The organism is Blautia coccoides (assembly GCF_034355335.1).
In the GTDB taxonomy this organism is placed as follows: Bacteria; Bacillota; Clostridia; order Lachnospirales; family Lachnospiraceae; genus Blautia; species Blautia producta.
In genome coordinates, this window is sequence record NZ_CP136422.1 from 5,838,050 (window position 1) to 5,850,072 (window position 12,023).

Sequence of the window (12,023 nt, forward strand, 5' to 3'; positions counted from 1 at the left end):
ATTTGGTGTTCACGAATCTGTCAGCAGCCCTCGGCATCCTCTAATGGATCTGAGGACTTGAGTGTACACTGACCTGCCGGCTGTTTTCAAGCTTCTTCAAAATATAATACAGCGGCTTGTATAATACCAGACAGACCACTACATTGCCGACACAGTGCAGCACGTCAAAATGCAGACCTGAGATCCAATAGGCCAGACCGCCGCCCACACCGCCTGACACAAAATAGGGCAGCGCACATAAAAAGCCAAAGGCCAGGCCATAGGCTCCTGAGATCATGCTCCACACAAGGGGTGACTCACTTCGCACCAACAGAACGATCAGTGCCAGGATGCTCCAGACATACAGGTAGTTAAACCACCAGAGGCCGAAGCCGTAAAACACACCTTCCAGCAGTGCAAACGCATAGATAATGAAGAAAACCTTTTTCCTATACACCTGTGTGTACAGGATCACCAGCAATGTAACCACTTCAATATTAGGAAGAAATGCCATGCATACCTGTCCCAGAAACAGAATGGCTGTCAGCATTGCCATAATAACAAGAGACCTTGTTTTCATTGGTATATCGCATCCTTTCAATCAATAGCCTTCCGTCAGGGTCAGTTCAAATGTATCCCCGTCTTCTATGGGCGTCTGATCCGCTGATGTATTGACCTGTTCTCCGCCTTTTGTCAGGCACCACCACTGCTGTTTGGAATCATCCACTTTCTCTCCATCCACCGATGTCATGAAAAGCCCGTAAGGTCCATCCTCACCTTCCACCAGCTTATTCTCCTGGATAACAGCTCCTAAATATGCTTCGTTTGTCCCGTACTTAAAATCTTTCTCGCTGCCGTCTCCGTGTACCACCTTTACTGTTATGGTTTTTTCTCCTTCCATACCTTTTGGCATGAAATTCCTGTAAATGAGTAGCAGGGCTGCACATACGATGACCAGGGCGGCTGCTCCTATTACGATTTTCTTGGTGCTGCTTTTCTCTTTCATGTTCTTCTCCTTCCTCTAAACGTAAAAAAACAGACCCGCTTCCGTGGCCGGTCCGTTTCCGAATCAGTATATGTTTCTATAGAGAATCCAGAATGCATGGCTTTGTTCGGAAGCTTCATTCCATCCGGCATCAGGCATTCTGGCTCATGGGATTTCTAATTCCCACTTACAGTGACCACATCGCTCAGGATTTACACCTGATTCCCCTAATGACAGACTTCGTTGTTTTATTTCGCAGTGGATATCCTACTCTCCCACCACTTTAATTAAATTCATCTTAACACACCGGCTTATAAGGTGTCAAACCTCTTTACACCTGCATTTTATACAAATCATAATAATGAGTTACCGTTCACTCCATGCCAGGCAGCGCGCTTCACCGAATTGTGGTTGTATGGACAATAATAAAAATCCCACAAAAAAACGGAGAACTTCATGTTCCCCGCTTTCCGCTCCCACGCTTATATTTCCTTCCTTTACTCCTCTTTCATACAAAGATGCACTGAAGCCCTCTTAAAGGCCAGCGGCAAAGCCAGAATATTAGGCTTAACCCCAACATATTTTTTCATAGCATCCTCCAATGCCTCCTCAAAAGTGGCCCGAGTCTTTAACCCCATCCCCCTTGCAATTCCAGGCTCCTGCGCACCAACGATATATATCGCAGAGGTATTCATTTCTGCTATATGACCGCAGCTCATCATAGAAAATCCATGATAAGGATGAAATGCACCGGCAAAACGGTATTTTCTTATATATTCCTCATTCGTAGCAAAATACTCCCCGTACTTGTCCATATCCGGAAGTATATTCATATGATCATGCTGGAACATTTCATATAGTTCCCGCAGATATGGCCAGCGTTCATCGTGAAAGTATCCATTACAGATAGAAGAACATATGATCACACAATTGTCACTCATCACCCTCTTATGGCGGATGATCTGTGCCGACAAAGCCTGCATCATCTGGATCGGATTCGTTCCCATACCATCACCGTAATGGAAATCCTGCGGCATGCCGAACAGCATCACATCGTATTTTTTCTCCGCCCATGGCACATATGTCCTTTTGTCTGCTGTCTGCCATGAGAGCGGCTGCATTTCCTTTGCATAACCACTGTTGATTTCTATTTGCCGGGAAATGGAGTCCAGGACAGCATCACAGCAGAAAAACTTTCTGCCCATACATTTTTCCATATACATGCCAATCTCATCGAACTTTGTCCTCATGAGAGAATGATTACTGACCGGTGTAAAATCACTTCCGTGCATCACATCTGGAATATGATGTGACGCAATACTCCGCCAGTGTGTTATTCCTGTTGCGCAGTGCTTATACCCGCCGGAATAACCGCCATAGGGATTCCCCTGGGTATGCCCGATCAAAACAGGTACATCCGAATCATAAACATACTTATTCATCAAAACCCTGTCGCCGCGTTCTGTGCAGCCTAGATCAACCAGGTGCTCATAATCTTCACTGTCGTGACTGATGATTTGATGAGAATAGTAAAATTCGTGAAAAAGTTCATCTCCCAGAATTTGCTGCATCTCCTTTTTATTAGTTCTGGGATGCAGTCCATTGGAAAATATCAGAAGAATATCTTTTTTCTCCACCCCGGCCTTATATAACTCTTCCAGAATCAGTTTAACCGCAAGCTTTCTATGGGAAGTAGGCTGGCACCCTCCTTTTACTATATCGGGAATGGTTATTGTCACTGTACTGCCCTTACCAGCCAACTCTGAAAGGGGCGGCATTCCTACAGGGTGTAAAATAGATTCCCTTGTCTTATTTACCAGTTGATTTCTGGAAATACAAGCAGGATCAGAAACCGTTATGCCCGGAATAAAAACGTCCGTCAGTTCATCCGGCAGATCAGCCATCATGGTACCTGTACCATATTCAAACTCCAGTTTCATACCCTTTCACCTTCTCCCTTATCTTCTCCATTACCTTCTCCCAGATATTTTTCTACGATGACAGCAAAACCCGCCGGATAAAATCCAATATCACCGCTGAACTTTGTCAACCCGATAAGTCCCCCATCCACGCACGGGATTTCTGCCAGCATCCGGGCATTTTCCTCTTTCAGTCCGCCGCCGTATATCACCGGACAGCCGCCTGTGCGTGATTTAATAAATTTGGCCACCTTTGTAATGTGATCAGCATCCGGGACAGGTTTCCCTGGCCCTATTGCCCAAAGAGGTTCATAAGCCACAGCGACCCGGGACAGTTCTACCTGACCCAGCCCCACATCCAGCTGCTGCCCGATCACCTCCTGCCATTTGTCCTGTTCCTCCTCTGTCTCTCCCACACAATACAAAACGGAAAGTCCTGCCTTTACCGCACAGGATATCTCTTCGTTTAAAATTCTGTTCACAGCTCCGGGATCCACAACTCCCGCCTCAGCCAGAACTCCGGCTTTATCCATGCGCTCCTCACAGTGTCCGATCAGAACGTATTCACATCCCATGGATTTTACGCTTTTAGCCGTTCTGTTGGTGGTAAATGCGCCAAAATTTCCTCCTCTTTCCGTATCCTTCCGGTAAACGCCCTGCACTCCTATCTTCCATTTATCCTCTACACCTTTTGCCTCCGCCGCCTGAAGCAGATAGGCTTCCGGATAGAAAACAGCAATTTCTGCCTGATCACCATATTGGTTCATAGTCTCACGAATCTGCTTGGTCAGACAGCTTCCCCACTTATTGACCGGCGCCAAACCATTAATTCCGTCCATTTCCTTTGGTATATCGAACCGCTTTAAGTTCGCAAATATATACTTCATCCTTTGAATCCCCCCAATCATTCTGTCTCTGTATCAACTTATCTCCACATCCTTCTGCCTCTGCATCGATTCATCTCCACATCCGTCTGTCTCTGTATCAACGCATCTCCACATCCGTCTGTCTCTGTACCATCCCATGCCCATAATCATCTTTTGTGAATGCCGCATCAGCCCCATGTTTTCTGTTATAATGTCTGTCTGCCACCGACCGTTTCAAAGGCTGTGCATTTTTGTCTATGCATAACATACAAACCGCCATTTTGCTTATTTCTTCCAACACAACTGATTTGTGAACAGCGTCCCACACATCTTTTCCCCATGTAAACGGGCCATGTCCCGGTGTGAGGGCAGCCGGAATATCCTCCGGAGAAATATGGTTTTCTTTAAAGTAGTCAACAATAGACATTCCTGTATTCCATTCGTACCTATCAAGGACCTCTCTCTCCTCTAACTCTCTGACACATGGAATATCATCCGCAAAATAGTCTGCATGTGTAGTCCCAAAGCAGACTAACGGGCGCCTAAGCTGAGCCAGGATTGTGGCATAAGTGGAGTGTGTATGGACAATGGCATTGACACCGGAAAAATTCTCATAAACCGCCCTGTGAATATCCAAATCCACAGATGGAGTCCAGGATTCCCCCAGTATTTTTCCATCCATTGTCACAACACTGATATTTTCCTCTGTCAGTTCCTCATAAGGCACCCCAACAGGTTTTATGACAATAACACCTTTCTCTCGGTCCACTGCACTCACATTCCCCCAGGAATACTTGACTAATTTCCGACGGGGCAGTTCCTTATTTGCCTCCACTACCATTTGTTTTAACTCTTTCAACTCCATACTGCTCATCTCCCGGTCCGGCATTCTTTTACAGCCATTTGAAACGCATTATAATTATCCTCTATTGACTTTTTCTTCTGAAATATTGTAAAATATCCTCCTACCACAACATCACAGCCCGCATCCATACACTTCTTTGCGATATCATTATCTACACCGCCGTCTACCTCGATCAAAAGCTTATATTCTTTTGCCATTTCCCTTAACTCTTTTATTCTGCGGTATGTAAAATCCATAAAACTCTGCCCCGAAAACCCAGGTTCCACTGACATAAGTGTCACCGCTTCCAGATAGGGAATCAAATCCTGCAGAGCACTGATGGGCGTAGCCGGATTTAAAGCAATTGCAGGCTTCATCCCCAGCGCTCTGATCTGCCGGCACAGCCGAAACGGGTTCTTAGCCGCTTCATAGTGAAAACAATAATATCTCACTCCGATCTTAGCATACAAATCCACGTAGTCCTCCGGCCGGACAGCCATCAGATGCAGGTAAAAAGGACTTTTCCCCACTGCTGTCATCTGTCTCAGAAAATCCGTACCAAATGCAAAATTCGGCACAAAATTTCCATCCATAACATCTATATGAAACCAGTCGATCCCAAGCTTATCCAGAACGTCCATGCTTTCTCTCATTTGGAAAAGGTCTGCACACAGCATTGTAGGTGCAATATGATACATTCTCATTCCTCCTCAAAGTCCATGATCGTTTTCATGTTTATCCCTTTATTCTCCAATGCCTGCTCCATCATCTCCTGGACCTGGGAGAAATAATACCTTTTTGATATAAAACCCTCCAGATAGACACTGCCCTCCTCTATCAACTCCTTTGCCCTTATAAAATCTTCCTCTCGGTATGTGATACATCCTTTCACCGTCAGTTCATTTCTCTGGATTTTTGCAATGTCTGTTTCCACCAAAACACTGTAATTTCCAACTATCACAATATCGGTCGTCTTACCTGCCATCTCTAAGATCTGGGAAAAAACTGCCGGCACCGCTGCGCAGTCAATGATCACATCAGGAAAACCCCCGAAACATTTCTGCGCTGCCTGTACCAGGGTAAGCTCTGATGTATTAACCGCAAAGTCAATCCCCGACTTCTCAGCCATCCGAATCTTATCCTGACTGATATCACAGACCGCGGTCTTTTCCGCACCGGCAAGTCTGCATGCCTGGGCTGTAAAATTTCCTATTGTACCGCCTCCCACAACTAAAACTGCTTTCCCCTTCACTCCGCCCTGATAAGCCGCATGTACCCCCACGGCAAAGGGTTCGATAAAAATAACTTTGTCCAGATCCGCATCCTGCTCAAGCGGATATACATATTCCCTGCTGACTGCAAAATAATCTGCGCCAAGACCATCGGACTGAACTCCCAATGAATTAAAGTTCATACAGGCATTTTTTCTGCCTTTTTTGCAGGAATAGCACGTATTGCAGCTAAGAATAGGGCGGATCGTCACCAGACAGCCCGGTGCTATATCATTCACACCTTCCCCTGTCTCTTCAACCACAGCGATCCCCTCGTGGAACGGTACAACAGGGAATTCCATATATCTGTTTTTTCCTGCAAATACCTGAATATCTGTACCGCATACTCCAACCCGTTTCATCTTCAGTAATACCTGTCCGGTTCCGCACACTGGTCTCTCAGCTTCTTGGATCACTGCTCTTTTCGGACCTTCAAAAACAATTTTTCTCATGATTTCCCTTCTTTTCTTTTTATTACTTTATATACAGCATCTACAATATTTTTACTGGTCAGCCCGTAATATTCAGCCAGCTCTTCAGGCTTTCCTGAACAGCCAAATTCATCCTGTATCCCAATCATTTCTACCGGTACCGGATACTTTTTGGAGAGCACTTCACTGGCCGCCCCTCCTAATCCCCCCAGTACATTGTGGTCTTCTGCAGTCACTACACACCCTGTCTTTTTTACAGATTCCAAAAGCAGATCTTCATCCATAGGCTTGACAGATGCCATATCTATGACATCGGCGGAGATACCGTCCTTTTCCATTATCCGGGCAGTTTCCAAAGCTCTGCTGACCAGATCCCCCACAGCCACGATGGTTATATCCTGTCCCTCATTTACTAAAGTACCTTTTCCGATCCCTGCTCTACATACCCTGTTTCCTGTATAGATTTCCGGAGAATCCAGTCTTCCGAACCGGAGATAAACGGGTCCTTTATATTGGATCGCCTCTTCCACACATTTTTTTGTTTCTGTGGTATCTGCAGGATAGAGAATTGTCATATTTGGAACTGCCCTCATAAGGGCCAAATCTTCCACACACTGATGAGAACCGCCGTCGGCACCGATCAATACACCGCCGTGGGTAGCTGCAATCTTCACATTCAGGTTTGGATAGGCTATGCTGTTTCTGATCTGGTCATAAGCCCGGCCTGCCGCGAACGCTGCAAATGTACTTGCAAATACCACCGCTCCGCTGGCAGCATACCCTGCCGCATATCCCATCATATTACACTCAGCAATGCCCATATCTGTAAATCGGCCGGGATATTTTTTTGCAAAATGGACGGTCTGAGTGGCTTTTGACAAATCCGCATCAAAAACAAAAAACTCGTATTTATCTGCCAGTTCTGTCAGTGCAGCACCATATGCTTCTCTCGTTGAACTCATATGCATTCCTCCCCCAACTCTTTCATAGCCTGCTCAAACTGTTCGTCATTGACAGCAGCCCCATGCCATCCTGCCTGGTTCTCCATAAAAGATACTCCTTTGCCTTTTATTGTTTTTGCTATGATAAAAAAAGGCTTATTCTTTACCTGTCTGGCATGGTCCAGCGAATCCATAAGCCCTTTGACATCATGCCCGTCTGTCTCCTCCACTTCCCATCCAAAAGCCTGCAGCTTTTCTTTCACAGGATATACAGACATAACCTCATCCACTCTTCCGTCGATCTGCAGGTTGTTGTTGTCTAAAAGCACCACAAGATTATCCAGCTTAAAATGCCCTGCGCTCATAAATGCCTCCCATACCTGCCCTTCCTGCATTTCGCCGTCCCCTATGATACAATAAACTCTGTAGTCTCTGCCCATTCTCTTTGCATAATGAGCCATGCCGCATGCTGCAGATATCCCCTGCCCCAGGGAGCCTGTTGACATGTCAACCCCCGGTACTTTTTTCATATCCGGATGCCCCTGAAGAATACTCCCCATTTTCCTAAGCGTAGTCAGAACACTTTTCTCAAAATATCCCCTTTCTGCCAATACAGCATAGTAGGAAGGCGCTGCATGGCCTTTTGATAAAACAAAACGGTCACGGTTTTCCTCTGCCGGCTTGTCCGGGCTGACATTCATCTCATAAAAATACAGTACTGCCAACATCTCCGCTATAGACAACGCTCCGCCCGGGTGACCGGAACCTGCACTGTGCAGACTGATCACTGTATTTTTCCGTATTTCCTGAACATGTCTGAGCACTTCCTGCTCTCTCTCCTGCAGTCTCATTTACACACCTCCTCAAAACTCCATATCGGGCAGTCCCAGAGCCGTCTGTCCCCCATCCACAAACAAAGTCTGGCCTGTCACGTAACTGGCCTCCTCTGATGCCAGAAAAACTACAGGCTCTGCAATTTCCCTGACATCAGCCAGCCTTTTCATAGGAACGGCTGCCTTTATCTGCTTTTCGCTGACAATCCCCATACTTATCCCGTCTATTAATAACTGGGTCAGGATCCAACCCGGCGCAACCGCATTTACCCGAATGTGATATTTTGCCCACTCGGCTGCCAGTACAGCAGTCATGCCGTTGATCCCGGCCTTGCTGATACAGTACGGCGCTCTTCCGGGCAGGGTCTCCGTAGAAGTTCCTGACGAAATATTTACAATAGAGCCGCCCCCGTCTTTCATCATACTTGCTGCCTCCTGGGCACAAAAGAAGGCACCTTTTAAGTTGATATCCATAAGCAGGTCCCACTTCTCTTCACAAAATTCCAGAGATGGGCTGCGAATCTGGATACCTGCATTATTAATCAAAACATCCAGAGTCTGCTGTTCATTTTTGTATGTCCTAAAACAAGAGCTGATACTGTCCCTGTCACCAACGTCCAGCATATATGCTCTGCTGGTAATGCCATATTCCTTTTGCAGTCTTTCCGCCGCTGTCTCCGCATCTTCAAGCTTGATATCTGCTATAAAAACATCCGCGCCTTCTTCGGCAAAACACTGTGCGGCTGCAAAGCCGATCCCCTGCGCACCCCCAGTCACCAACACTTTCTTCCCTTTGAGATTTTTCATGTTTTGTCCTCCGTATTCCCCCACACATAACGATCGCTGTCTACCACCACTTAATCTCCTCTGTTATTTTTTTCCTGATCTCAACAAACTTTTCGTCTGCAATATCTCTCGGCCTCGGCAGATCCACAAACACCTCATCCTTTATCCTGGCAGGTTTATTAGATAAAATCAGTATTTTCTCTGCCAGGTATACTGCCTCTTCCAGATTATGTGTGATAAACAAAACCGTACTGCCTGTTGCTTTCCAAAGCTTTATCACCTCATCCTCCAGAAAATATCTCATTTTAATATCCATCTGACCATACGGCTCATCCATCAGCAGTAAGTCGGGATTCATGGCAAAAGCCCTGCCGATCACCACTCTCTGCTCCATACTAACTGACATCTCATGGGGATATGCTTTTCGGAATTTCTCCAATCCCAATAAGCCAATGATCTTATCGGACTGCGCTTTTATCTCCCGAGCCGGCCTTTTCTTGATCTTCAGTCCATATTGGATGTTTTCTTCTGCAGTCAGCCACGGAAATGCCGAAGGTTCCTGAAACACAAAAGATAAGTTATGTTTCCGGGGATCCGCCGGCTCACCGTCTATGTATATTTCTCCTGACGTCGGCTCTGTGAGCTTTGTCAAAAGCCTCAAAAACGTTGTCTTTCCGCAGCCTGTAGGACCCACAATACATACAAACTCACCTTTTTTAATCTGGAAGGAAACCTTATCAAGAACCCTTAAATCCCCAAAACACTTTGTCAGGTTTTCTACCCTTACCTTTACCTCTTCTCCCATATGTGTATCCTGCCTTCTTTTATAATGCCAAATCCATATTTTTCTCTATGGTTTCCCTCATTTTGAGAAACTCTGTATCCACATAATCTCTTGGACGTTGAAGGGCCTCCAGAGGATAAATTTCTTTCACTGACGCAGGACACTCACTGAGCAGAATGATCCTGTCTCCCAGATATACAGCCTCCTCAATGTTGTTTGTGACGAAAATCACCGTGCGTTTTTCCTTCTCCCAGATCCTCAGCACTTCCTCCTCCATCTGATACCGTGTCTGCGCGTCTAGTGCCCCGAAAGGCTCATCCATCAGTAGAATATCCGGATTACTGCAATAAGCTCTTGCGATTCCCACTCTCTGCTTCATCCCTCCTGACAATTGACGCGGATAGGAATTTTCAAATCCCTTTAGTCCGACCAGCTCGATCAGATACTCTGCCTGTTTTCTTCGCTCCGCTTTATTGACCCCTTTCAGCTCCTGGGAGAATTCCACATTCTGCATGACCGTCTTCCAGGGAAATACCGCTGTCTTCTGGAATACAAAACCCACTTTTTTTTCGTCATTGTTTGGGAACATTACCTCTCCTGCTGTAGGCTCCTCCAGTCCGCTTATCATGTTCAGCAGTACACTTTTCCCGCATTGTCCAGGCCCCAGTATGACAAGAAATTCGTTTTCGTAGACATCAATGGAAATATTACTCACGGCCTCGAAGATTTCCTTTCTGGCATAAAAGGATTTTGATATATTTTTTAATGTTAATTTTACCCGTTTTTCTTTTCTGTCCACGGACATAACCACCTCTCCATCAATGTAAAGACCGCACTTAAAACTGCGCCCACCAGGCCGATCAATATCATTCCGCACAGGACAAGAGCCACATCATAGCTCTCATTGCCTCTTGTGATCAGGAAGCCAAGTCCTGATTTACTGGCTATCATCTCTGCCGCCACAACAACCATCCAGCCGCTGCTCAGCGCAATCTTTACTCCCGCCATGACAGCCGGGAGAGCTGCCGGCATAACCACATGGCGCAGCATTTGGAAGGTATTTGCATTGTACACACGGCCTACATTTAAGTACATAGGGTCCACCATACTCACACCGGTAGCCGTATTTAATACCACCGGAAAAAACGCGCCTATGAAGACCAGGAGAACCTTTGAAAATTCACCGACTCCAAACCATAGAATCACCAGTGGTATCCAGGCAATAGGAGGGATCGGACGCAGAGCCGTCAAAATAGGACTCAGCACAGCGTTCACTTTTTTACTCCACCCCATGATCAGGCCGATACCGATACCTGAGACAACCGCCAGCACAAGGGCAGTCAAAACTCTTTTCAGACTGATCCAAATGTGGCCCATGATCGTAGTTTTACTGATGGGCTTTTCCGCCATCTTTACAAATCTCTCCCAAGCCGCCTGAGGAGTGGGAAAGAAATCAGGCTTACTGTTGGAAACGATCACCCATAGAACAACCAAGGCAATAAGGGATATACATGTCAGGCAAATGTCTTTTATCTTACGTCTCTCCATTATTTGGCCCTCCATCTGATCACCCTGTTCTCCAATTTATTCAGAACAGCCGTGAGAACAGCTCCTATGACACCGATCGTAAGCATACCAACGATGATTATGTCTGATCTTCCAAGCGCTCTCCCCTGCTGGATCATATAACCTAATCCCGCAGTGGCAGAGAGCATTTCTGCCGCAACCAGAGTGGACCAGGCATTGCCCAAAGCCACCCTGATACCCGTGAATGCCAAGGGCATAGCTGAAGGGGTACAGACTGTGATAAAAATCTTCCACCTGCTTGCCCCGCATGTCTTCGCCACATCGATCAGTACAGAATTTGTAAGCTTCACACCTGTATAAGAGTTGATCACACAGGGAACAAAGGCAGCCAGAAAAATGATAAAACATTTTGCCGTAGTTCCTATTCCCAGCCAGATAACAGACAATGGAATCCAGGCGATGGGAGGAATTGGACGGATGATCTCAAAAATAGGGTTTACTAACCGGTCAAATGTATGATAATATCCAAGAAGAAGCCCCAAAGGCACTCCTATAACTGCTGCTGCCACATAACCTATCAATGCCAGCTTTAAACTTTCCCAGATATGTACCCCCAGGACTGCCCCGTCAGGATTCGGCTGAGTGAGTTTGTCCACAAATGCCAGGAAGGCCTCCGATGGAGAACATACAAACTGAGGATTTACCCAGGCCAGCCGCACTGCCGTCTCCCAAATTCCCAGAAATATAATGACACTGGCTGCTGAGATCAAAAACAGATGTATTTTTTCTTTAGCTCTCTTTTTCTCCTCAATCTGAACAGAACTCACAATTTTTTCTGTTTCTTTCATAGTTCTTAC

General features: G+C 46.1%; 14 protein-coding genes. All 14 read right to left on the minus strand.

Features of this window, described 5'->3' with window-relative positions:
• Positions 1-40: 40 nt before the first annotated feature.
• On the minus strand, positions 41-559 hold the full coding sequence (locus BLCOC_RS26275) for a hypothetical protein (protein WP_018595413.1): 519 nt from the start codon (positions 557-559) through the stop codon (positions 41-43).
• A 21-nt stretch (positions 560-580) separates the two neighbouring features.
• Entirely contained in the window at positions 581-985 is a 405-nt protein-coding gene (locus BLCOC_RS26280; protein WP_115623859.1) for a DUF4430 domain-containing protein, read from the minus strand.
• 476 nt (positions 986-1,461) lie between these two features.
• The gene (locus BLCOC_RS26285; RefSeq protein WP_115623860.1) at positions 1,462-2,904 is read right to left on the minus strand and encodes a lactate racemase domain-containing protein; all 1,443 of its coding nucleotides are present in this window, start codon (positions 2,902-2,904) and stop codon (positions 1,462-1,464) included.
• Entirely contained in the window at positions 2,901-3,770 is an 870-nt protein-coding gene (locus BLCOC_RS26290; protein WP_115623861.1) for a triose-phosphate isomerase, read from the minus strand. Before BLCOC_RS26290 ends, BLCOC_RS26285 begins: the two co-directional genes overlap by 4 nt.
• Before the next feature lie 97 nt (positions 3,771-3,867).
• Entirely contained in the window at positions 3,868-4,614 is a 747-nt protein-coding gene (araD, locus tag BLCOC_RS26295; protein ID WP_115623862.1) for an L-ribulose-5-phosphate 4-epimerase AraD, read from the minus strand.
• Positions 4,615-4,619: 5 nt separating this feature from the next.
• A complete protein-coding gene (locus tag BLCOC_RS26300) occupies positions 4,620-5,291 on the minus strand; it encodes a ribulose-phosphate 3-epimerase (RefSeq protein ID WP_165907280.1) in 672 nt (223 codons plus the stop codon).
• Positions 5,292-5,293: 2 nt separating this feature from the next.
• Entirely contained in the window at positions 5,294-6,316 is a 1,023-nt protein-coding gene (locus BLCOC_RS26305; RefSeq protein ID WP_115623864.1) for a zinc-dependent alcohol dehydrogenase, read from the minus strand.
• Positions 6,313-7,257: a transketolase family protein gene (locus BLCOC_RS26310; RefSeq protein ID WP_207660199.1), complete on the minus strand. Its 945-nt coding sequence runs from the start codon at positions 7,255-7,257 to the stop codon at positions 6,313-6,315. The genes BLCOC_RS26305 and BLCOC_RS26310 overlap by 4 nt, the downstream gene beginning before the upstream one ends.
• Complete coding sequence (locus tag BLCOC_RS26315; protein WP_115623866.1) at positions 7,254-8,087, minus strand: transketolase; 834 nt, start codon at positions 8,085-8,087, stop codon at positions 7,254-7,256. The genes BLCOC_RS26310 and BLCOC_RS26315 overlap by 4 nt, the downstream gene beginning before the upstream one ends.
• A 12-nt stretch (positions 8,088-8,099) precedes the next feature.
• Positions 8,100-8,876, minus strand: coding sequence for an SDR family NAD(P)-dependent oxidoreductase (locus BLCOC_RS26320; protein WP_115623867.1), 777 nt, complete (start codon positions 8,874-8,876; stop codon positions 8,100-8,102).
• A 40-nt stretch (positions 8,877-8,916) separates the two neighbouring features.
• Positions 8,917-9,660 (minus strand): ABC transporter ATP-binding protein, encoded by a 744-nt coding sequence (locus tag BLCOC_RS26325; RefSeq protein WP_115623868.1) that lies wholly within the window; start codon positions 9,658-9,660, stop codon positions 8,917-8,919.
• 19 nt (positions 9,661-9,679) lie between these two features.
• Positions 9,680-10,444, minus strand: a complete 765-nt coding sequence (locus BLCOC_RS26330) for an ABC transporter ATP-binding protein (protein WP_115623869.1) — start codon at positions 10,442-10,444, stop codon at positions 9,680-9,682.
• Positions 10,414-11,187 carry an ABC transporter permease gene (locus tag BLCOC_RS26335; RefSeq protein ID WP_049924672.1) on the minus strand — a complete coding sequence of 258 codons (774 nt, stop codon included), beginning with the start codon at positions 11,185-11,187 and terminating at the stop codon, positions 10,414-10,416. The genes BLCOC_RS26330 and BLCOC_RS26335 overlap by 31 nt, the downstream gene beginning before the upstream one ends.
• A complete protein-coding gene (locus tag BLCOC_RS26340; protein WP_029471494.1) occupies positions 11,187-12,014 on the minus strand; it encodes an ABC transporter permease in 828 nt (275 codons plus the stop codon). The genes BLCOC_RS26335 and BLCOC_RS26340 overlap by 1 nt, the downstream gene beginning before the upstream one ends.
• Positions 12,015-12,023: the final 9 nt, after the last annotated feature.